The sequence below is a fragment of the Mesorhizobium sp. KACC 23794 genome (genome assembly GCF_052180275.1).
Classification (GTDB): domain Bacteria; phylum Pseudomonadota; class Alphaproteobacteria; order Rhizobiales; family Rhizobiaceae; genus Kumtagia.
In genome coordinates, this window is record NZ_CP197465.1 from 2145675 (window position 1) to 2167380 (window position 21706).

Below are 21706 nucleotides of genomic sequence, written 5' to 3' on the forward strand. Positions count from 1 at the left end.
GGAGACGGGCGGCTTTGGGGAGAACAAGGCACAATGGTAACCTACACCATAGGCGACCTCTTCACGGACCTCACCCCAGGCACAATCGGTGCAACCAGCACGACCTTCCAGTTCCTGGCCGGCGATTTCGACCACGATGGCGATGTCGATCTTTCCTTCTGGAGCGGCTCCGTCGACGCCTACTACCGCAACAACGGCAATGGCACCGTCACCTACTTCGCCAATCTGACCGGGACGCCTTTCCAGGGTCTCGCCGTGGCGCCGAACTACGGACCGTCCAATACGGTCCTCGCCGACTTCGACAACGATGGCGACCGGGACATCCTTTATTTCGCCAACGGAACCCACACGTATCTCACCTATGACGGTACACACTACGTTACGGGAACGTCGCCCTTCGCGGGGCTCACGAGCGCGACCCAGAATATTTTCCTGCCTGGGGACTTTGACAATGACGGCGACGTCGACCTCGTGGCTTGGTCCGGCACCCAGGAAATCTACTACCGAAACAACGGCTCAGGCGCGTTTACCAGCATCACGAACATGTCCCTGACGCCGTTCGCGGGCGTCCCCGTCCCGGCCTGGGGGCCGGAGAGCACGCGGGTTGCGGATTTCGATGGCGATAACGACCAGGACATCCTTTTCTTCAGGGGCGATACCGATCAATTCGTCTATCTGCGAAACGATGGGGGAAGCTACAGCCAGCAGGCTTCGCCTTTCACTGCCCTGTCAACCGACAGCACAGACCCCAACACGACCGTCGTCGGCGATTTCGACAGCGACGGCGACGTCGATATGCTGTTCTGGAACGGCAGTGCCGAAGCCTATTATCGCAACAATGGCGGCGGCAGCTACACGCTGACGACCGACCTCTCCACGACGCCGTTTGCCGGACTTGCCTTCATCCCGGCCGTAGGCCCGGACAATATGGAGATCGCCGATTTCGACGGCGACGGCGACATCGACATCCTGCTCTACCGCGCGGGCGACCACTCCACCTACACGCAGAATGGCGCGCCGCCGCGCCTTGTCTCCTCCACGCCCGCCGACAATGCCGGCTCCGTCTCGACCAGCGCCAACGTCACCCTCACCTTCAACGAGAGTGTTTTCACAGGGGCTGGCAATATCACGCTGCGCAGGGTGTCCGACAACGCAATCGTCGAGACTTTTGCCGGCAACGATGCGCGGGTGACGGGGTCGGGCACAGCCACGCTCACCATCGACTTCGCCACCACGCTTGCCGGCAGCACCGGCTACTACCTGCAGTTCGCAACCGGGGCGATCCGCGACGCCGACGGCATGACTTTCGGCCGGTTGGACGGAATCCAGCGTGTCGGCATCACCGATTCGCAGTTCCTCAACTTCACCACGGCGGCGGCCAACACCGCACCATCGGTGGGAGCCAATCTGGGGCTGACGCTGGCCGAAGGCGCCAGCGGAACGATCACGTCGGCACGCCTCGACTTCAACGATCCGGAGCAGGGTGACGCGGCGATCACCTACACGGTCACCTCGGTCGCGACGAACGGCACGCTGTTCCGCAACGGCGTCTCGCTGGGGCTGAACGCCACCTTCACCCAGGCCGACATCAACGCCAACCTGATTACCTACACCCACAATGGCGGCGAGACGGCTTCCGCCTCCTTCGGCTTCTCGGTTTCGGACGGCGCGGGCGGCACGGTCGCTGGCCAGACCTTCACGATTGCCGTGACGCCCGTCGACGACGCAGGCGTGGCGCAGGACGACACGTTCGCGTTGGACGAGGCGACGACGATCGCCGGCGGCAGCGTCTTCGGCGACAACGGTTTTGGGCCGGACGCCGATCCGGATTCGGCGCTTGTGGTTGCCGAAGTCAACGGCGTTTCCGGTGACGTGGGCCAGCAGGTGACGCTGGCGTCCGGGGCGCTCTTGACGCTGAAGGCCGACGGCAGCTTCGACTACGATCCCAACGGCGCCTTCGACGACCTGCCGGATTCGGCGTCGGGTGCGATCAACCTTCTGCGCGACGACACCTTCACCTACACGCTTTCCGACGGCGACACCGCCACGGTGACCATCACCGTGACCGGGCTGGACAGCGACGGCGACATCCTGCGCGGCACCAAGGGTTTTGACGACATCTTCGCCGGCGGCATCGGCAGCGACCTCTATTTCGTCGACGATGCGACCGACACCATCATCGAGACGGCCGGCAACGGCACCGCCGACCAGGTTGCCAGCTTCGTCAGCTTCACGCTGGCGGCCGACGACGACATCGAGATCCTGTCGACCAACTCGTCCACCGGCAAGTCGGCGATCGATCTCCGCGGCAACGCGCTGTCGCAGACCATCGTCGGCAATGACGGCAAGAATACCTTGCATGATGGCGGCGTCGGCGGCGCCGACACGATGCGGGGCCATGACGGCAACGACACCTACCTCGTCTACAACAGCGGCGATATCGTCATCGAGCTTGCCGGCGAGGGCAACGACCGCGTCTCGGCCGGCGTCGATTACGTGCTCGGCAAGGGCGTGCATGTCGAACTGCTCAACACCACCGCACTCAATGCCACCTATGCCGTCAATCTCACCGGCAATTCCTTCGCCCAGACGATCCGCGGCAATGCCGGCGACAACATCCTGAGCGACGGCGGGACGGGCGCGGCCGACACGCTGATCGGCGGCAAGGGCAACGACGGCTATCAGGTCTACAATGCCGGCGACGTGATCGTCGAGCTTGACGGCGAGGGCGACGACCGGGTGAGCGCGGCCGTAAACTTCGTGCTGACGGCCGGCGCCCATGTCGAATACCTCAACACCACCTCGCTTGCCGGCGTCACCGGCGTCAGCCTCACCGGCAACGAGTTGGTGCAGCTGGTGCGCGGCAATGACGGCGCCAACACGCTGGACGGCGGCGGCGGCGCGGACGTGCTCTACGGCATGGGCGGGGCGGACAGTTTCCGCTTCTCGACGGCGCTTGCCGCCGACAACATCGTCCGCATCGCCGACTTCGCGGCGGGCACGGACAAGATCGAGCTCGACGATGCCATATTCACGGCGCTCGGCCTTGGGGTGCTGAGCGCGTCGGCGTTCAAGGACACGGCGCTGGCGCCAAGGGACGCCGACGACCACATCATCTACAACTCCGTCACCGGAGCGCTTCTTTACGATGCCGACGGATTCGGAACCACCTTCGCCGCCATCCGCTTCGCGACCCTCGCAGGAGCTCCACTGTTGACCGCCGCAGACTTCATCGTCGTTTGAACGGCCGATGATGAACGGCATTCCACACACGCGGCACGACGCACGCGCCGATCTCATGTGAACTGCCAAAAAGCGACGGCGGCATCTTCCGCCCGCCCAGCCGCCGCTACCTGCGGGCGAAGGTCCGCGTCTTCGTCGATTTCCTGGTGCAATGGTTCCGAAAGAACGGCGCCGGACAAGGCTTTCGGCTTGGACGCAGACCACTCCCGATCCCAAGCGGCGTTGCCGCGGAACCGCCGATAAGGTAGCATCGCCGATCGGGGGCATGCGTTATGAGCGAGGAGCAGCTTGTACGTCGGCTTGCGGCAATCCTGGCCGCCGATGTCGTTGGGTACAGCCGCCTTATGGAAGCCAACGAAGAGCAGACCCTCTCCGCTCTTCGCCGTCATCGCAATGAATTCTTCGACCCCACCGTGGCCCGACATGGCGGCCACATCTTCAAGGTGATGGGCGATGGTTTTCTGATCGAGTTCGGCAGCGTGCTGAACGCGACGCGTTGCGCGGCCGAGATCCAGCGTGGCATGCTGGAGCGCAATGCCGGGCTGCCGGAAGACCGGCACTTCATGTTTCGCATGGGCATCAATCTCGGCGACATCATCGTCGACGGCGACGATTTCCACGGCGATGGCGTGAACATGGCGGTCCGCCTGCAGGGACTTGCGGTTCCCGGCGGCATCGCCTGCTCGGCGGCGGTGCGCAACGAGGTCGGCAACAAGCTCGACCTCGGTTTCATCGACCAGGGCGCCAGGACGGTGAAAAACATCGCCCAGCCCGTGCACGTCTTCTTTGCCGATTGGCAGCGGGACGGATCGCTCGCCGAATCCGCTTCCGCCAGGGGCGGTCAGGCGCTGGCCCCTATCGCAAAGCCGTCCGTGGCGATCCTTCCCTTCGCCAATTTGAGCAACGATACCGAGCAGGAATATTTCAGCGACGGCATAACCGAGGACATCATCACCGACCTCTCGAACGTGTCCGGCCTGTTCGTCATCAGCCGCAACACGGTGTTCTCCTACAAGCGCAGCACGCAGACGCTGGCGCGCATCGCCCGCGAACTCGGCGTCGCCTACATCGTCGAAGGCAGCGTCCGCAAATCCGGGAACCGCGTGCGGATCAATGCCGAACTGATCGAGGGCGCCACCGACGGCCACCTCTGGGCAGAGCGCTTCGACCGCGACCTGACCGATATATTCGCCGTGCAGGACGAGATCGCCAAGGCGGTCGTCAGCCAGCTCAAGGTCCGGCTCCTGCCCGAAGAGAAGAAGGCGATCGAACAGGCGCCGACGGAAAATGTCGAGGCCTACACGCACTATCTGCGCGGGCGCGAATATTATCACATCGCCAACAAGGCGAACCATCTGATGGCGCGCCGGAATTTTCTCCGTGCCGTCGAACTCGATCCCGCCTATGCACGGGCTTATGCCGGGATAGCGTTCTGCGATATAAGGCTTCAGTCGATGTACGGCGACAAGATCAAGGTCGACGACATCCTGGCGACTGCCGAAAAGGCGCTGGCGATCGATCCGCGATTGGCGGAGGCCCATGCGGCCCAGGGCATCGCCCTCGCGCTCGGCGGCAACCGCGCCGCCGCGGCCGTAGCCTTGGGGCAGGCGTTGGCCCTCAATCCCGATTGCCATGAAGCCAATCGCTTCTATGCGGAATTCTGCGTCACAGATGGCCACTTCGACCTTGCCGCAAAGCATTTCGTGCGCGCCATGGAGATCAAGCCGACGGATTACGGCTCGCCGGCGATGCTCGTCAGCGTGCTGCGTTCCGACGGAAGGATCGACGAGGCGAAGACCTACGGGCGCGTCGCGGTCAGGAAAGCGGAGGAAGAACTTCAGCGGCATCCGGAGAACGCCAATTGCGCATGTCTTGCGGCAACGGTGCTGGCCTTCCTCGGCGAGAATGAACGGGCTCTGGCGTGGCTCGCCCAGTCGATCGCAACCGATCCGGGCGATACACATATACAATACAACGCTGCCTGCACCTATGCACAACTTGGGGAAGTCGATCGGGCAATGGATTTGCTGGAAGCCTGGGCGCCACACGTCGGCAGTGATATGAAATTGTGGTTCATGAATGACGCGGATCTGGAGTCTATTCGCGATCATCCTCGCTATCAGAAGTTGATAGAAATTATTGGACTAGCCGATTTGATGCAATTTTCTGGAAAAACTTCGGAATAATCTTCAACGATCAAAGCTATCGCCAGATCAATATTGCTATGTTACATTGAACCTCCATCGTCGAGGGGTTTAGATGGGCGGCACACGGTTTAGGCTCTTTGTTCAGCCTCCGTTCGAGGACGACCTCTCCCGCCCCGAAATCATCACTGTCTCGTCGCCCGCAGGCAGCCTTCGCGTTGGGCCGTCGGACGACAGCATGTACGTCATCGTGCCGGACGGGAAGGCCCGAGCCTACGGGCTCAACATCGGTCCGCTCGGAACGCCCTTCCTTTACCTTCCGCCCTGGCAAGGCCGGATTCTTGCGCCCGCCGTTCCCGACCGGTGGGGCAATTTCGATCATTATCGGCCGGACGTGCCGGGTTTCGAGGCCGCGCACGCATTCGGCTGTGCACGCTTCACGCTGGATGTGTGGGAACGTTACCTTGACCGGCCGCTGGCGTGGCATTTCAGCGATCACTACAACCGCCTGGAGATCGACATCCTGCCGGGCTGGAATAACGCCCAGTACGGCTACGGCTTCCTGGAACTGGGCAGCCAGCTCGACGGTGACGGCGGGACGTTACCCTTCAGCCTCGACTTCGACATCATCGCACACGAGGTGGGCCACGCGATCATCTACGGCATCCTGGGAATTCCTGACGCCGAAAACGAATATCCGGAGTATCTCGGCTTCCAGGAGTCCTTCGCCGATTGCGTATCGCTTATTGCCGCGATGCATTTCCCCTCGGTTGTCGAAAACGTGCTTGAGGAGACCAGGGGCAATCTCTACCTCGCCAACCGCCTCGCCCGTTTTTCCGAGTTATCGCCGCATCGCCAGATACGCTCGGCCAACAACAAGCGGACCATGGCCGACTTCGTTGATGGCTGGAAGAACGAACACGACCTGTCGGAACCGCTGACCGGCGCGATCTTCGACAGCCTTGTCGACATCTTTCACGAAAGCCTGGTGTCGCGCGGCCTGATCTCGCCGGAGGTCGCAGCATTCGCCGACGCCGCGCAGTCCGATCCCTCCATGGAAGGTCTCCTGCAGGATGAATTCGACGCGGCCTTCGCGCGCGACGCAGAGGGCTTTGCGGACGCGCTGCTTGATGCCCGCGATGTTGTGGGCACGTATCTGGCCGCGACGTTACAGATCCTCAGCCCCGACCAACTGGACTATGGCAACGTCGCCGATGCGATGCTTGCGGCCGACCGTATGCACTCCGGCGGCGAGTTTTCGGACCTCCTCGACAGCAATTTCAGGCGTCGCCACATCGGCGAATTGCATGCCGGACGGCGCCTGGCATCCGACGCCGGCGCTCGCGAGCGTCGCTTCACACGCACGCTGCTGCCGACGGACAGCCGTAGCTTTCCAAAAATGAGTTACAGGGAGAACTTTCTTCTTCGGAATAATATCAGAATATAACTTAAAAAAGAGCGGAGGTTGCAATGCCAGACAGCGAAACTTTACTTGGATTATCATCCATATACTTGTTTGGAAGGCGCTTGAGCGACATCAATCTCAACCCCAATTATGGTGTCACAGCGGGAGTTCCGATTGGAGACAACAATTTCCTTCGACGGCAGCTTGATGTTCCGCCGAATGCCCCGCAACCCCGGCTGGCCCGCATCTACGCCTTTGCATTTGAAGGCACGTTCTTCGAACTGGCACGTCCAACGATCTTCCTGGTTCATGGAGTAGGCCTCGATCCCGACGACCCGCTCCCGGAAAATGCCCAGGGCGAAGTGGAATATGGCAGGCTCGCCCGCTCGCCAGGTTCCAGTGCTCTTACCGGCCTTGGATCGCAAACGCGCTCACTGGCTAAGGATATGAGGGTCTGGATTTACGACAAGGGCGACTTCTCGATGCGTTTCAACGTTGAGACTGGCCCTCTCGAACAAATTCTGCTTGCTGCCGAGACGGCAGGCGACCCCCGCGACCCGGACGGCTCGATGGGACGCTCCAGCGGCTCGATGGGACGCTCCAGCGGTTCAATGGGGCGCTCCAGCGGTTCGATGGGGCGGTCAAGCGGCTGAATATCGAATGCCGTCGCCTCGGCGACGAATGACAAACAGTACGCCACCGACACCGAAATGCATCGGATTGCTCCTATGAGAGCTGATCCGTGTTAATTTGGAGAAATATCATGCCCGTAGGCTTGGACACCTTGCTGCCTTCTCCGGTTAGCGCACCGAACAACGACGACACCTCCTTTGCAATTAAGGGAGATGAGTTGAATACCAAAGGATTGCAATTTCATTCTTCAGCGGCCCAAAATGGGCCTGCGATAAACGGGATTACATTGGTTCCCGGCTCCACATCAATTGATGGGAAGCATATAAAAATGGTATGCAGTGCGACAAATGTCGAAGCGCAATTTAGGGACGTAAATCTCTGGATCGTTGGCGTTGCTGGGGCTCAGACGATCTCCATACAAGGCCTGTACATAATTTGATTCAGGATGCGGAACAGAAATAATAGGCAGCCATCCAAGATGCGAATGGACAGATTATCGAAGAACGCAGCTCAGCAGGACAGTCCACGCGGCTGAGCCGCGAGGATCTGCGACCATCCGCGCTGGGCAGCCGGTCCCATTTTCGCCCGTTTTCTGGTAATCCTCGGGTCTCGCAAATCAGCCAGGCCCGAGGATGCATTTTCCCCATCAGCTAACAAAGGCGGCGGCCGCTGCCGCGATGCTCCTCGGATCGAGCGCACCGGCGCTCGTGCATCCGCACGTTTTCGCCGAGGCACGGCTCGACGTTGTCGTCAATCCCGACCGCACGGTGAAATCGCTGCGCCATCTCTGGCGGTTCGACGACCTGTTCTCCTCCACCGTTCTGATGGAATTCGACAAGAATTCCGACCTGAAGCTCGACGATGCCGAATTGCAGGACGTCGCCAGCACCGTCCATTCCTCGCTTGCCGAATACAATTATTTCCAGCTCGTCACCGAGGACGGCAAGGACGTGGCGATGCAGCCGCCGACGAAGCTGATCGCCAATTTCGAGGATCAGCAACTCATCATCCTGTTCGAGTCGCAGCCGAAAGCGCCGCTGAAACTGTCTGGAAAGGTGGATTTCGGCGTCTACGACCCGACCTTCTACACGGCGATCGATTTCACCGAGGATGCCAACCTGTCGGTGGTCGACATGCCTTCGGACTGCACGAAGAGCGTCATCCGCCCCGATCCGGACGAGGCCATCGCCCAGAACCAGTCGACGCTGACAGACGCGTTCTTCAACGACCCCACCGGCACCGACATGAGCAAGATTTTCGCCACCAAGCTGGAACTCACCTGCCAGGCGAGCGGATGACGGGGGACGCCGCATGAAGGGCTGGACGGCGCGGGCGGTGTTCGCCCTGATCGCACTTGCTTATGTCGCGACGCATTTCATCGGCCATGCCCATGCGCAGAGTTCGCTGGGCATCGGCACCAACGAGGCGATGATCCCGTCCACGGGGCTGTTCTCCGGCTTCATGAACTGGGTCAATGTCCAGCAGCAGGGTTTCTACCGGTCGCTCACCGGCGCGCTGAAGGCGATGCGCCAGGACGGCAGCCAGCTGTGGGTGCTGGTCGGGCTGTCCTTCGCCTACGGCGTCTTCCACGCCGCCGGACCGGGCCACGGCAAGGCGGTCATCTCCTCCTACATGCTGGCCAACGAGGTGGCGCTCAGGCGCGGCATCATGCTGTCCTTCGTCTCCGCCTTCCTGCAAGCACTGACGGCCATCGTCGTGATGACGCTGGTGTTCCTGGTGCTGCGCGGCACCGCCATCTCGATGACCGACGCCACCTGGTTCCTGGAGATCGCCAGCTATGCGCTGATCACCCTGTTCGGCGCCTGGCTGCTGTGGAAAAAAGCCTGGCCGCGCATGTCCGGCCTGTTCGGCCTCAACCCGGCCTACAGCCTGTCGTCTGCGCAGGCGGGCGGCGCGACCGCCGACCTGTTCGGCGAGATCGACCATCGCGCCACGACCCGCTTCGGCCACGCCTTCGTGGCGTCGGACGCAAGTGTCGCCGGCGGAGCGATGGTCTGCGAGACCTGCGGCCATAGCCATGCGCCCGACCCGTCGATGATTTCCGGCGACCGTTTCGACTGGCGCACCGCCTGGTCGGCGGTCATGGCCGTGGGCCTGCGCCCCTGCACCGGCGCGCTGATCGTCCTGTCCTTCGCTTTCCTCAACGGCCTCTTCGCCGGCGGCGTGCTTTCGGTGGTCGCCATGGCGGTCGGCACCGCCATCACCGTCTCGCTGCTCGCCACGCTCGCGGTCACCGCCAAGAACTGGGCGGTCACCCTTGCCGGAGACGGCCGAACGGGAAATCGGGTGCATGCCTCGATCGAGATCGCCGGCGCCCTGCTGGTCTTCCTGCTCGGCCTGGCGCTGCTGGGTGCGAGCCTCAACGCATAAGAATCTAACGACCGGGAATGTTCACGTTTCCGCCGGCGAAAACTTTCGGCCGGGCAGGGCCTTTTCGGCGAGCAAACGCGCTTCGGCCGAGCTCCGTTGTCCGAACACAAGCTGCATCAAACGCGAGGAAATGAATCGAGGCCGCCGTCAACGCAAAATGCGTCGCAGTGGTGGTTACGGCCCGCTTTTGGAGGCCTGCGTGAAGCCCGAACGGCCTGCGTGCTCCTGACATTGCGCCCAGGCCGTTGGAAACGATCGATATTCCGGACTTCACGGGAATTCTTCCCGCGCAGTCGTCACTGCCCGTGCCGACGCTGGTAGCGGCCTCTCAGCCAGAACACGAGGAAGAACGCCGCGACGAAGAGAACGCCGAAAACCCCTGCGATTACAGTCGAATAGCTACCGAGCTCCAGCATGATCGACGGCAGGAAATAGGCGCCGAAGCCGAAACCCAGCACGATGATCAGCGCTGCGATCGCTGCGTTGCGGTTGTCAGCATTCATCAGAGCGCGAATCCTCCATCGACCATCATCACCGTGCCGGTCGTGAAAGCCGCCTCGTCGCTAGCGAGATAGACCACGATCGGCGCGATCTCGGCGGCATCCGCCACGCGCCCCATCGGCTGGCGTTGTACGAACATTTCCAAGGCCTTGTCCTTGTCGCCCCAGCTTTTTCCGAGTTCCTCGACCCGGTCCTCCCACGAAGGCGACCGAAATGTTCCCGGCGCAATCGCGTTGCAGCGAATCCCGTCGCGGATATAGTCCGCCGCCACGGCCTTTGTAAGGCCGATCACCGCTGCCTTGCTTGCCCCATACGCGTAGCGGTTCGGTATGCCCCGCACCGAGGAGGCGCCTGACGAGATGTTGACGATCGAGCAGGTCTTGCCCGTCTCCTTCGCCCTTTCCAGCATGCCCGGCAGGAAGGCGCGGATCGTCCGGTGCATCGATTTCACATTGAGGTCAAAGGAAAAATCCCAATCTTTCTCGGAGGTTGTGAGAACCGTGCCGTGATGCACGAAGCCCGCGACGTTGACCAGAATGTCGATCTTGCCGACTTTTTGCGCGTAGGCGTCGACCGCCCTGGTCGACAGGACGTCGAGCTTGGCCTTCTTCGCCCGCGCCAGGCCTTCAAGCTTGTCGCGCGAGATATCGGACGCATGGACGGTCGCTCCCTCGGCCACGAACATCTCGGCGATCGCCCGTCCGATGCCTTGCCCCGCGGCGGTGACCACCGCGACCTTGCCCTTCAGTCTTCCGCTCATTTGCCCTCCTCGAGCCCGACTCCGAACCATGACCCCGAGACGGCACGAGTTCTCGGAAATCCTACGCTTAACAAAGGATTAGGTTGCAAACAGCGCCTTCGGGACCAATACCCGGCAACTTGTTCGGGGAAGACCGTCGGCACAGTGGCCGAAGTCCATTCACATCACCGATCGGCGCGGAATTTCCCCGAAACGTCACCTTCTGATGCGACGAACGTCGACGACACGGCCATTGTGCGCGCTTACGGCGATTTCAAACCGGCTGCCGCCGCGCCGGGCGTGATAAACCAGAAACCGCCCGCGGCAATCCACCCGGCGAATTTCGCGGAAGCCGCGGCTACGCAGGATTCGCTCGCCTCCCCTGCACGTGACCGCGCGGCCTCTATCGAGGCTGGTGCCAACCGTGATGTCGATCGTGACCGCATGAGCGGGCGTCGGAAGCGTTATCGGCGCGACAAGGCTCATAACCAGAGCCAGGCAAGCGAACAGAGACCGATGCATGAAATTTCTCCATGATACGTTTTGCGCAACATCATTTGGTCGCGCGTTGATTGTCAAGGAAATGAAGACTTGTTTCAACGCGGAACCGGATGCCCAGACGCGCTGCCTTAGTGTGCGTGTCCCGGCGACTGGTCCGCGCAGGCCGCGAATTCCGGCTCGACTGTCGCATGGTCTATCCCGTGCTTTGCCGCAAGCCTCGATTTGATCGCCGCGACCGCCGCATACGGGTCGGCACCGTCGGCGAGGCAGGCATGCAGCGTCGCCATCGTCGTTTCGCCGTCTAGCGACCAGACATGTATGTGATTGACTTCCTTGACACCTTCGACATTGGCTGCAAGGTCGGCGGCGATGCCATCGCGGTCGAGATTGGCCGGTGCTCCTTCGAGCAGAAGATGCGCCGCCTCGCGCATCAGCGTCCATGCCGTGGACAGGATCAGCACGGCGACCACCACCGACAGGATTGGATCGATCGGCGTCCATCCCGTCGCCAGGATGACAAGCGCGGCAGCGATTGCAGCCACCGAGCCGAGCAGGTCGCCCAGCACGTGCAGGATCGCGCCGCGCATGTTGAGGCTGTCGCGGTTGCCGCCCCGCAGGATCAGCAGCCCCGCGATGTTGACGCCAAGTCCCGCCAGCGCCACCACAAGCATCGGCCCGCCGAGCACCGGGCCGGGATTGAAAACACGCGTCACCGCCTCGTAGACGATCCATATGGCGATGACGAAGATGCCGACGCCATTGGTGTAGGCGACCAGCGTCTTGACGCGTCCGAGGCCATAGGTGTGGCGTCCCGTCGCTGGCCGCTCGGCCAGCCGGAACGCCCACCAGGCAAGCCACAGCGCGATCGAATCGGTGAGCATGTGGCCGGCATCCGCAAGCAGCGCCAGCGAGCCGGTCAGCACGCCGCCGGCCGCCTCGGCGATCATGAACCCGCCGGTCAGCAGCGCCACAAGCAGGACCCGGTTCTTGTCGGCGCCGCGCAGATCGTGATCATGGCCATGCGCATCCTCCACCGCACGGGCCTGCCCGCCTGCTTCCGGGTGGTCGTGCGAGTGCGCATGGCTCATCGGCTGTCAGGCTCCAGCAGAGTAAAACTCCTCCAGCCGCTTCTTCTGCTGCCCGGCAGTGTCGAAATTCGCCGGATCAAGCCATGCTTCATAGGCCAGCTTGAGGGCAGGCCATTCCTTGTCGATGATCGAGAACCAGGCAGTGTCGCGATTTTCACCCTTGATCACCATGGCCTGCCGGAACACGCCCTCAGGCTGGAAGCCGAAGCGCAAGGCCGCACGCTTAGACGGCTCGTTGCGATTGTTGCATTTCCACTCCCAGCGGCGATAGCCGAGGTCGCCGAAGATATAGCGCATGAACAGGAACTGCGCCTCGGTCGCCGCCGGCTTGCGCTGCATCAGCGGCCCCCAATGGATGTGGCCGATCTCGATCGAGCCGTTGGCGGTGTCGATGCGCAGAAAGGTCTGGCGGCCGGCAACCTTGCCCGAGGCCTTGTCGATCACCGTGAAATACAACGGGTCCTGGCTGGCCTCGGCCTTTTCCAGCCAGGGCTGGAGCGCCGCTCGGCTCTCCGGCGGATACTCGCCGAGCCAGCGGAACCGCTCGTCGGCATTGGCGATGGTTGCCGCCTCGAACAATCCGTCGCCGTGCTTTTCAGCCGAGAGCGGTTCGAGCCGGGCGTAGCGCCCCTCCAGCACCTTGCGTTCGGGATGGGGCCGGGCCGTCCAGTTTTTCAGGTCTTCGATCACGGCGGGGTTCCATTTCCTTTGACTTTGTCTGCGCGACCATCTCAAAAGCGCAAAAAGCCTCACAGCACCAGATGGGATACGGAAATGCTCCAAACGATTGCCGCTTTCGACCGCATCGGCGAGGAAAATGCCTTCGCCGTGCTGGCACGCGCCACCGCGCTGGCGGCGCAAGGCAAGGACGTCATCAATCTCGGCATCGGCCAGCCCGATTTCCGCACGCCGGAGCACATCGTCGAGGCGGCTATCAAAGCGCTGCGCGACGGCCACCACGGTTATACGCCGGCGACCGGCCTGCTGGCGACCCGCGAAGCGGTGGCGCGCCGCACGCTGACCACCACCGGCGTGGAAGTGTCGCCGGAAAACGTGATGATCCTGCCCGGCGGCAAGCCGACCATGTATGCGACGATCGTCATGTTCGGCGAGCCGGGCGCCGAGATTCTCTATCCGGATCCAGGTTTCCCGATCTACCGCTCGATGATCGAATTCACGGGTGCTGCGCCGATCCCCGTGCCGATCCGCGAGGCCAACGGTTTTGCCTTCTCGGCCGAAGAGACACTGGCGCTGATCACGCCGAAGACGCGGCTGCTGATCCTGAATTCACCGGCCAATCCGACCGGCGGCGTGACGCCGCGCGCCGAGATCGAGAAACTGGCGAAGGGGTTGGAGAAGCACCCGAACGTCGCGATCCTTTCCGACGAGATTTATGACGTCATGACTTATGACGGCGAACAGCATTGCTCGCTGCTGCAATTCCCGGAACTGCGCGAGCGGCTGATCGTGCTCAACGGCTGGTCGAAGACCTGGGCGATGACCGGCTGGCGCATGGGCTGGTCGATCTGGCCGAATTCCGCGGAAAGCAGCTACCTTTACGACAAGGTGCGCAAGCTGGCCGTCAACTGCTGGTCTTGTGTGAATGCTCCCTCGCAACATGCGGGCATCGCCGCCATCGACGGGCCGCAGGACGCGGTGAACGCGATGATGAAGGCCTTCGACCGCCGCCGCAAGGTGGTGGTCGACGGGCTGAACGGGTTGCCGGGTGTTTCCTGCATCACGCCGAAGGGCGCGTTCTATGCCTTCCCGAATATTTCGGAGACGGGCTGGAAGGCCAAGAAACTCGCCTCGACGCTGTTGGAGGAAACCGGCGTCGCCCTGATCGGCGGCCCGGATTTCGGCATCCTCGGCGAAGGCTATATCCGCCTCTCCTACGCCAATTCCGAAGAGAACATTTTGCGGGCGATCGAACGCATCGGAGCGTTCCTACGACGCGGATAGCACGCGCCCGGATCATCCGGCCGGCGGCACTGGCTGTTCGGAAATCGGATCATTGGCCTTCATCAGCGAGTCGAGTGCCTTTTCCCGGGCCGTGCCGCGGGGAGCCGAGCGTACCGCCTGCGTTTCCTGCGGCGTCAGCGTCCTTTTGGTGTAGCCGAGACGCTGCATGCAAACGTCGACGGCCCGCTCCTCCGCAATCACGCTTGCCGCGCCTGCGATCGCGCCGGCGCCGGCCGCGCCGGCAAGCGTGCCTTGCTGAGGCACATAGAGGCCCGGTTGGGCCTCAACCATTTCGTGGCATCGCTGGTGGTCCGAATTGGATTGGGCGCTCGTTGCGCCCACACGATCGTCGATCGTCATCGTTGGCGAGCATCCGGCTAGAAGCAGCAGGGTGAAGAGCTGCAATCCTGCCGATTTGGCACGTGTGTTTCCGCCCATCCATCCGCCCATAGGTTCTAACGAAATCATCCTCGCGGAGAAACGCGGCGTGTCGATCCGGCACCTCAGTGGGCGGGGGCTGCCTCGTGCCCGCCGTCGCCTTGTGCGGTTCCGGCCTGGCCATCGGCCTTGTCGGTGGCCTGCTTGCGGCGCTTGACCGCGTTGTCGCGGATTTCGTCCTTGGTGAGGTAATCCACCTGCTCGATCATCACCTCCTCGACCAGGTCCTGCTTGACGCGCTTGTTGATGCCGTCGCGCACGCCGACACGAAAGGCCTCCAGGTCGAGAACCGGCTTCTTCGTGAAGTCGAGGATCGGCGTCGAATAGATATAGGAGTAGACGACGTCGGTGATCAGCGCGTCCGCCGGCACTGTCAGCTTGCGCATCTCCGCCGGATCGACCGTATAGACGAGGCGCGCAAGGAAATAGCCTTGCACCGAGCCGTTGCGGATCAGCGGAACGGAAATCACGTCGGTCTTCACATAGTCGAGGCCGCCCATCAGCGAGGCGGGCGCGACGGCCGCATCGCTCTTCGCGCCGGCCGACTGGAACGAATAGAACACGGCGCCCAGCGTCGCCGCGCAGATCCAGACGGCGGCCAGGGCGAACTTGATCACGTTCCCCATCCGAATTCGCCGGCCGAATAGGTGCCGTCCGCCTCGGCGTGGCGGATGGCGTTGCGCATCAGCGTCGCGACCTCGCTGACCGCGTTGAGGTGGGCGCGGATTGCAGCCTCGTTGCGGCCCAGCGTTTCCCGTAGGCGCTTCAGGCTGTCGCGATGCTCGCCCAGCATATCGGCGTCGCCGATGCCTTTCATGGCCCGGGTGAGTTCATACAGATGGCGGCTCTTGCGGGCGTTGGACGATTGCAGGTCGAAGTCGCGGTCGTGCTTGAGGCCGTGGGTCTCCGCCTCGACCGCCTCCTCGATGCGGCCGATGATGATCGACAGGCTGGCGGGGCGGACCGGCGCGGCGGCATCGCCGGCATAGGGCCGTTCGCTCACGGCGGCGGAGGTGTACTCGGTCATGTGACGCTCCTGTACGGCTTCGGACTTTCGGCGGCATCGCTGCCGGTCTCACGCAACGCGTTTGCCGCCCTGCGCTGAAGTTCCTGCACCAGTGCGTCGGAAAGCGCGGCCTGGCGGTCCTCCTCCGTGCGTTCCGGACCGCGCGAGACCGGGCCGACCGGCTTGGCGGTCTTGCCCTCGACGTAGTGGTCGGACAGCAGATGCGAGGCGATGCCGATGCCACCGCGCTCGGTCATGACATCCGCGATTTTCCCGGCCATCATGGATTTCCACATATCGCCGGCCAGGCCCTTTCCGAAGACTTGTTCGGCATCCTTGGGCAGCATGGTCTGGACGAAAGTCTGCAAAACCACCGATTCGAATTTCCTGAAGGCGTCGGCCTGCCCGGTTTTGCCGGCATCCCGCGTTGCACCTGCCGCCGAGGGAGAACCGACGCTGAAGGCTGCGTCGGTGCCGGTCGGGGCGACCGCACCTGTGCGGCGCGCCAGGGCTGCGCTCGCTGCATCCAGCCCCGACGGCTCCACGGCGCGGGCGACATCCAGCACGATGTCGCTGGGCGGGGAAATGGCCAAGGAGAACGCTCCTGCGGTTTTGACGAAGGCATTGTGAACCAGAAAGCTTGCGGGAGCCTTGCTTGGAATGGCCTACTTCTCCGGCTTCCGGGCCAGCAACTCCAGCAGGTCGCGTTCGGTACGGCTGCGTTCGTCGGCACGACTGACCTCGCGCCAGGCGCGCTCGACCATGTTGGTGCGGGCGGTGGCCATGGCGACGCGGCCGGCCTCGGCCTCGGCCAGCCGCTGATTGGCGCGCTCCCTGGAGAGCGCCGACGAAATATGGCGGTTGTAGACATCGGGAAAGGACATCGCCAGAGAACCCTCCGCGTCGAAGCGGTCGACGAGTTCCTCGGCATCGGTGTGCGCCGCGGCGGCCGCAGCGACATAACCGGCGTGGCGCGTCTCGTGCAGCGCCTTCAGCTTTTCCTGGACGGTGAGCAGTTTGCGCAGCCGTTTCGCCCGGTCCGTCATGTCAGGTCTTTCCGCAAGTTGAACGGCGCGACACGGGCATGCCTAGTTTCCAAAACTTGCCGCGAGAAACCCGTCGGCGAACAGGCTCAGCATGGTGGCGATGGCGAAGTAGAAAAGGATCAGCCCGCCGGCGACCACCATCGGCAGCGAAATGAAATAAACCGGTATCTGCGGCGTCAGCTTGTTGACGAAGCCGACGGTCAAATTGACCAGGATGGCGTAGGCGATGAACGGGCTGCCGAGGCGCAGCGCGATCATGAAGGATTCGCCGATCGTGTCGGTGACGTTGACCAGGGCGGCGCGCGGGTTGAAGAAGACGTTGACCGGGGCGACCTGGTAGGACTGCACCAGCGCCTTGACGATCTCATGGTGGAAATCGAAGACGAACAACAGCAGCAGCGCCGAGAACGAGATGATCTCGCCCAGCGGCGCCTGCGGTTCGCCATTCTCGATGCCGGGACCGGCCACGCCGCCGTAGCCGACCAGCATGGCGATCGCCGTGCCCATGAAGGAAAGCGCCATCATGTAGAGCCGCGCCAGCAGGCCGATCAGGCTGCCGGTCAGCAGTTCGGAGACGACCATCGGGACAAGGATAGCAGGCTCGCGGCTGACCGAGGGCAGGATCAGGTCCCAAAGATTCACCAGCAGCGCGCCGGTGGCGGCCACCGCGACGAACAGCCTGACCTGCATGGGAACGCGCGCGCTGGACAGGCCTGGCATGATCATGAAGCAGCCGCCGATGCGGCAGAAGGCGAGAAAGGCCGCGATGACGATGCTTTCTGGCAGGGCGGTCATAGCTTCGCAACGGCGGCTATCCCCACCCCTGACCACTCCCCCTTTTGGGGAGGGGTCAGGGGTGGGGGTAAGCTTTGCGACACGACCACAGCAAGTTCACGAAATCGTGCCGAGGATGCGGATGTCGACGCCCTTGGCGATCTCGACATGACTGAGCACCGGCAGCGTCGTGTAGAGCCGCTCGATGATCATGCGCACATAAGGACGGGCATCTGGCGCGGTGACGATGACGAAGCGCTCGCCACCCTCCATATGGGCGCGGATCGCCTTCGACGCGTCCTGGCCGAACTCTTCCAACTGGCGCGGGTCGATGTCGAATTCGCGGATCTCGCCCTTGGCGTCGCGCTTCAGGCTCTGGTGGAAGGCGAGATCCCAGCGGTTGCCGAGGCGCAGCACTTTCAGAACACCGGCCTCGGAGAGGTCGCCGCAAATCTGCTGGGCCATGCGCACGCGCACATGTTCGACGATCTGCTCGGTGCGGCGCACATGCGGCGCGATCTCTGCGATGGCCTCGATGATCAGGTGCAGGTTGCGGATCGACACACGCTCGGCCAGCAGCAGCTTCAACACCGCCTGCAGGCCGGGATAGGAGATGTGCGACGTGCAGATTTCCTCCGCCAGCTTCCGGTATTCCGGGTCCTGGCGCTCGAGCAGCGCCTTCATGTCCTTGTAGGAAAGGAGTTGCGGCAGGTTGTTGCGGATCACCTCTGAGAGATGCGTGAGCAACACCGACATGTTGTCGGCATAGGTATATTGCTCGCGTTTCAGGTCCTCGGCGAACATTTCGGGTACCGAATAGGCGCGCATGCCGAAGGCAGGCTCGCGCACTTCCTCGCCGGGGATCTCGGGCGTGTCGCGTTTTCCCAAAAGCACCATCAACTCGCCAACACGCATCTGGTGCTCGGCGACCACGGTGCCATGGATCTTGATCTGATAGCTCTTGCTCTGCAAAGCGAGGTCGTCGGTGAGCTTCACCTCGGGCACGACGAAGCCGTATTGCGAGGCGAATTTCTTGCGCATCTTGGCCATGCGGAAGGCGAGTTCCTGATGCGAGACCAGGAGCTTGGTCGAGAGCTGCTTGCCGATCAGCATCTCGATCTCCGCTGTCTTGAGCGAGGCTTTTACGGAATTCTTCTCCTCGTCCTCTTTCGTCGCCGTAACCTCGCGGGCGACGGCGGCCAGCGCCTCTGCGTCGCGGCGCTGACGCAGCGGGATGATGTAGCCGATCGCCGCCATGGCCAGCGCCAGCGTGACGAAGGGGAACATCGGCAGGCCGGGCATCAGCGCCAGCAGCACCAGCAGGCCGGCGGCGACGTAGAGCGCGCGCGGATAGGCGCCGAGTTGGCCGAACACCGCCTGGTTGGTGGAGCCGCGGGTACCGCCCTTGGAGACCAGCAGGCCGGCGGCGAGCGACACGACGAGCGCCGGGATCTGAGTGACCAGACCGTCTCCGACCGACAGTTTGATGAACACGTCGGAGGCTTCGGCCATGCCCATGTCGTGGCGGAAATAGCCGATAGCGATGCCGCCGACGATGTTGATGAAGGTGATGATCAGGCCGGCGATGGCGTCGCCGCGCACGAATTTCGATGCGCCGTCCATGGAGCCGAAAAAGGAGCTTTCCTCTTCCAGCTCGCGTCGGCGCAGCTGCGCCGTCTTGTCGTCGATGACGCCGGCCGAGAGGTCCGCGTCGATCGACATCTGCTTGCCGGGGATGGCGTCCAGCGTGAAGCGGGCGCCGACCTCGGCGATGCGTGTCGCGCCCTTGGTGATGACGATGAAATTGACGATGATCAGGATCAGGAAGACGATCAGGCCGATGACGAAATCGCCGCTCATGACGAGCTGTGAAAAGCCGCTGATGATGTAGCCGGCGGCATCCGTTCCCTCGCTGCCATGTGACAGGATCATGCGGGTCGTCGCGATGTTCAGCGACAGCCTGAGCATGGTGGCAATCAGCAGGATTGTCGGGAAGGACGAGAAATCCAGTGGCCGCTGTATCCACAAAGCCACCATCAGGATCAGCACCGACAGGGCGATCGAGAAGGCCAGCCCGATGTCGATCATGAAGGCCGGGATCGGCAGGAACAGTACCGCCAGGATGACGACGATGCCCAGCGCGAAGAAGATGTCGCGTGCGTTGCGGGCGGGCGCTGCCGGGGAGAGAGTTTCGGTAACTGCCATGCCTGGTCCGATCCGGTTCAAGCCGGAGCGAAGCGCGCGCGGGCCGGCGCGGAGAGGCTAGGCGCTCAAGCTTGCGCGAGGCGTGGGCAATTGACCCTTGGCGGTCAGAATCCCGTCTCTATCCGCTCGAAGATGACGTTGGAGAAAGCGGTGATCTGGCCGCCGATGTAGGGGCCGGTGAAGGCGATGACCAGGAGGATGGCCACGATCTTCGGGACGAAGGTCAGCGTGATTTCCTGGATCTGCGTCAGCGCCTGGACGAGCGCGATGCCGATGCCGACGATCATGGCAACGCCGACCGCCGGTCCGCAGGCCGTCAGTACGGTCCATATCGCGAACTGGACGATGTCGAGTGCGTCGGCCTCGTTCATGGGTTTCGCTCCGTTGCCAGAGGGTTGTAAGAACGGTGCGACATCGTCGGGGCGGCTGCGCGCTAGCCAGCCGAAATCACGATGCCGGCGCCGACAGGGATTTCCTTGCCGTTCGTCAACACGGCGGTGGCGCCGCCGGTGGTGAGCCGGACTTCCTTGACCTCGCCGCTGATCTTGCCGTCGGCGGACGTCACCGTCCGGCCGATCAGCGCGTCGGCCTGACCCAGCGTCGAGGCCTGGAGAAGCTGGTCGAGGCGGCTGTTGATCTGCACCGACTGCTCGACCTGGCTGAAGGAGGCGAGCTGCGCCACATATTGCGTGGAATCCATCGGGTTGGTCGGGTCCTGGTTCTTCATCTGGGCGACGAGCAGCCGCAGGAAGGATTCGTAATCGACCGAGGTCTTCGACACCGCCTCGCTCTTCGGCGTGGCGTTGTTGTTCTGGACTGCGTTGACCGGCATGGACATCAGGCCCGCGCTCCCATCGCGATCGGCCGCGCCATGGCGGCGGCATCGTTGGCATGCCCCATCGCCCTGGCCTCGAGGCCATAGAGCGAGCGGATCGTCTTCAGCGCTTCGAACACGGATCCCTCGCTGACCAGCGCGTCGACCTGCTTCAGGGCCGAGCTGATCTGCTGGTCCTCGAAACTGGCGATCAGCAGCGGCAGCGACTTGCGGAACAACTCGCGCGCCTGCGCGGCGCCTTCCGGCTCCATCAGCATGATCTGCACCATGAAATAGAGCTGACGCAGCGGCGTGGATGCCTGGCCGGCCTGCAGCACATGGCTTTCCAGCAGGAACTGCACATCGTTCAGAAGTTCGATCGTCACCTTGCGGTCGGCACGCACGACGGCGCCGTTGAGATAGATCTTCTCGTTCGGCTTCAGCGATATCTTCAGCGTCGGCTTCATCGTATTCCGTCCCGGATTATCTGCGACACTTCAATCAGCCCCTCGAAATTGTCTGAGCGGCCCTGGCGAACTTCCTCGGCCTCACGCAGCAGCCAGAGGCCGATCGAGATCAGGTTGGCGCGCAGTTCCTTCGGCAGGGCGTTCTCGGCGTTGCCGAGGTCCTCGACGAAGGTGGTCCACAGCCGGTTGGTGAAATGCAGCGCCTCGATCGCCTTCAGCGAGTCGGTCCCGGCCTGCTGCGCCTCGTTCAGCAAGGCGATGGAACGGTTGAGGAGCTGGCGCTCCCGATCCCGCGCGTCGGCGACCGAGTCGGTCTGGATATCGGCGTAGGAGAATTGGTACATCGTGT

Annotated in this window: 24 protein-coding genes and 1 pseudogene; 10 read left to right on the forward strand and 15 right to left on the reverse strand. The window is 62.8% G+C overall.

From position 1 onward, the window contains the following. Positions 1–33 precede the first annotated feature (33 nt). From ACSBOB_RS10505 to ACSBOB_RS10540, 8 genes and pseudogenes are all read left to right on the forward strand, one after another. Positions 34–3243 carry an FG-GAP-like repeat-containing protein gene (locus ACSBOB_RS10505; protein ID WP_442582343.1) on the forward strand — a complete coding sequence of 1070 codons (3210 nt, stop codon included), beginning with the start codon at positions 34–36 and terminating at the stop codon, positions 3241–3243. A gap of 71 nt (positions 3244–3314) precedes the next feature. Next, positions 3315–3404: pseudogene (locus tag ACSBOB_RS10510) on the forward strand (LysR family transcriptional regulator); the annotation flags it as partial. Positions 3405–3515: 111 nt separating this feature from the next. Then, positions 3516–5429: an adenylate/guanylate cyclase domain-containing protein gene (locus ACSBOB_RS10515; protein ID WP_442582344.1), complete on the forward strand. Its 1914-nt coding sequence runs from the start codon at positions 3516–3518 to the stop codon at positions 5427–5429. Between the two features lie 73 nt (positions 5430–5502). Next, the gene (locus tag ACSBOB_RS10520) at positions 5503–6834 is read left to right on the forward strand and encodes a hypothetical protein (protein WP_442582345.1); all 1332 of its coding nucleotides are present in this window, start codon (positions 5503–5505) and stop codon (positions 6832–6834) included. Between the two features lie 23 nt (positions 6835–6857). Further along, the gene (locus ACSBOB_RS10525) at positions 6858–7445 is read left to right on the forward strand and encodes a hypothetical protein (protein ID WP_442582346.1); all 588 of its coding nucleotides are present in this window, start codon (positions 6858–6860) and stop codon (positions 7443–7445) included. 110 nt (positions 7446–7555) lie between these two features. Then, a complete protein-coding gene (locus ACSBOB_RS10530; protein ID WP_442582347.1) occupies positions 7556–7864 on the forward strand; it encodes a hypothetical protein in 309 nt (102 codons plus the stop codon). Positions 7865–8102: 238 nt separating this feature from the next. Further along, positions 8103–8723, forward strand: coding sequence for a DUF1007 family protein (locus ACSBOB_RS10535; protein WP_442582348.1), 621 nt, complete (start codon positions 8103–8105; stop codon positions 8721–8723). A 13-nt stretch (positions 8724–8736) separates the two neighbouring features. Beyond that, positions 8737–9816 (forward strand): nickel/cobalt transporter, encoded by a 1080-nt coding sequence (locus tag ACSBOB_RS10540; RefSeq protein ID WP_442582349.1) that lies wholly within the window; start codon positions 8737–8739, stop codon positions 9814–9816. Positions 9817–10112: 296 nt separating this feature from the next. Here the strand turns inward: ACSBOB_RS10540 and ACSBOB_RS10545 are convergent, their stop codons facing one another. Both ACSBOB_RS10545 and ACSBOB_RS10550 read right to left on the reverse strand, forming a co-directional pair. Continuing rightward, positions 10113–10322, reverse strand: a complete 210-nt coding sequence (locus ACSBOB_RS10545; protein WP_442583705.1) for a hypothetical protein — start codon at positions 10320–10322, stop codon at positions 10113–10115. Beyond that, positions 10319–11077, reverse strand: coding sequence for an SDR family oxidoreductase (locus ACSBOB_RS10550; protein WP_442582350.1), 759 nt, complete (start codon positions 11075–11077; stop codon positions 10319–10321). The genes ACSBOB_RS10545 and ACSBOB_RS10550 overlap by 4 nt, the downstream gene beginning before the upstream one ends. A 144-nt stretch (positions 11078–11221) precedes the next feature. On the opposite strand from ACSBOB_RS10550, the gene ACSBOB_RS10555 reads away from it, so the two are divergent. Next, complete coding sequence (locus tag ACSBOB_RS10555; RefSeq protein ID WP_442582351.1) at positions 11222–11593, forward strand: hypothetical protein; 372 nt, start codon at positions 11222–11224, stop codon at positions 11591–11593. A gap of 92 nt (positions 11594–11685) precedes the next feature. Here the strand turns inward: ACSBOB_RS10555 and ACSBOB_RS10560 are convergent, their stop codons facing one another. Together ACSBOB_RS10560 and ACSBOB_RS10565 are read right to left on the reverse strand one after the other, a co-directional pair. Further along, a complete protein-coding gene (locus tag ACSBOB_RS10560; protein ID WP_442582352.1) occupies positions 11686–12645 on the reverse strand; it encodes a cation diffusion facilitator family transporter in 960 nt (319 codons plus the stop codon). A gap of 6 nt (positions 12646–12651) precedes the next feature. Beyond that, complete coding sequence (locus tag ACSBOB_RS10565; protein ID WP_442583706.1) at positions 12652–13332, reverse strand: GNAT family N-acetyltransferase; 681 nt, start codon at positions 13330–13332, stop codon at positions 12652–12654. 87 nt (positions 13333–13419) lie between these two features. Here ACSBOB_RS10565 and ACSBOB_RS10570 point away from each other — a divergent pair, with 87 nt between their 5' ends. Then, positions 13420–14607: a pyridoxal phosphate-dependent aminotransferase gene (locus ACSBOB_RS10570; protein WP_442582353.1), complete on the forward strand. Its 1188-nt coding sequence runs from the start codon at positions 13420–13422 to the stop codon at positions 14605–14607. Between the two features lie 12 nt (positions 14608–14619). Here the strand turns inward: ACSBOB_RS10570 and ACSBOB_RS10575 are convergent, their stop codons facing one another. The 11 genes from ACSBOB_RS10575 to flaF form a co-directional block, all read right to left on the reverse strand. Continuing rightward, positions 14620–14967, reverse strand: a complete 348-nt coding sequence (locus ACSBOB_RS10575) for a hypothetical protein (RefSeq protein ID WP_442582354.1) — start codon at positions 14965–14967, stop codon at positions 14620–14622. Between the two features lie 143 nt (positions 14968–15110). Further along, on the reverse strand, positions 15111–15662 hold the full coding sequence (locus ACSBOB_RS10580) for a hypothetical protein (protein WP_442582355.1): 552 nt from the start codon (positions 15660–15662) through the stop codon (positions 15111–15113). After that, positions 15659–16072 (reverse strand): hypothetical protein, encoded by a 414-nt coding sequence (locus tag ACSBOB_RS10585; RefSeq protein WP_442582356.1) that lies wholly within the window; start codon positions 16070–16072, stop codon positions 15659–15661. The genes ACSBOB_RS10580 and ACSBOB_RS10585 overlap by 4 nt, the downstream gene beginning before the upstream one ends. Beyond that, complete coding sequence (locus ACSBOB_RS10590) at positions 16069–16644, reverse strand: rod-binding protein (RefSeq protein ID WP_442582357.1); 576 nt, start codon at positions 16642–16644, stop codon at positions 16069–16071. The genes ACSBOB_RS10585 and ACSBOB_RS10590 overlap by 4 nt, the downstream gene beginning before the upstream one ends. Positions 16645–16716: 72 nt before the next feature. After that, positions 16717–17097, reverse strand: coding sequence for a hypothetical protein (locus ACSBOB_RS10595; protein WP_442582358.1), 381 nt, complete (start codon positions 17095–17097; stop codon positions 16717–16719). Positions 17098–17139: 42 nt separating this feature from the next. Beyond that, the gene (fliR, locus tag ACSBOB_RS10600; protein ID WP_442582359.1) at positions 17140–17892 is read right to left on the reverse strand and encodes a flagellar biosynthetic protein FliR; all 753 of its coding nucleotides are present in this window, start codon (positions 17890–17892) and stop codon (positions 17140–17142) included. A gap of 96 nt (positions 17893–17988) precedes the next feature. Further along, positions 17989–20076, reverse strand: a complete 2088-nt coding sequence (gene flhA / locus ACSBOB_RS10605) for a flagellar biosynthesis protein FlhA (protein ID WP_442582360.1) — start codon at positions 20074–20076, stop codon at positions 17989–17991. A 104-nt stretch (positions 20077–20180) separates the two neighbouring features. Next, entirely contained in the window at positions 20181–20447 is a 267-nt protein-coding gene (fliQ, locus tag ACSBOB_RS10610) for a flagellar biosynthesis protein FliQ (protein ID WP_349007701.1), read from the reverse strand. 62 nt (positions 20448–20509) lie between these two features. Next, entirely contained in the window at positions 20510–20914 is a 405-nt protein-coding gene (flgD, locus tag ACSBOB_RS10615) for a flagellar hook assembly protein FlgD (RefSeq protein WP_442582361.1), read from the reverse strand. Beyond that, positions 20914–21357 carry a flagellar biosynthesis repressor FlbT gene (flbT, locus tag ACSBOB_RS10620; protein ID WP_442582362.1) on the reverse strand — a complete coding sequence of 148 codons (444 nt, stop codon included), beginning with the start codon at positions 21355–21357 and terminating at the stop codon, positions 20914–20916. The genes flgD and flbT overlap by 1 nt, the downstream gene beginning before the upstream one ends. Further along, a complete protein-coding gene (flaF, locus tag ACSBOB_RS10625) occupies positions 21354–21701 on the reverse strand; it encodes a flagellar biosynthesis regulator FlaF (RefSeq protein WP_442582363.1) in 348 nt (115 codons plus the stop codon). The genes flbT and flaF overlap by 4 nt, the downstream gene beginning before the upstream one ends. Positions 21702–21706 lie beyond the last annotated feature (5 nt).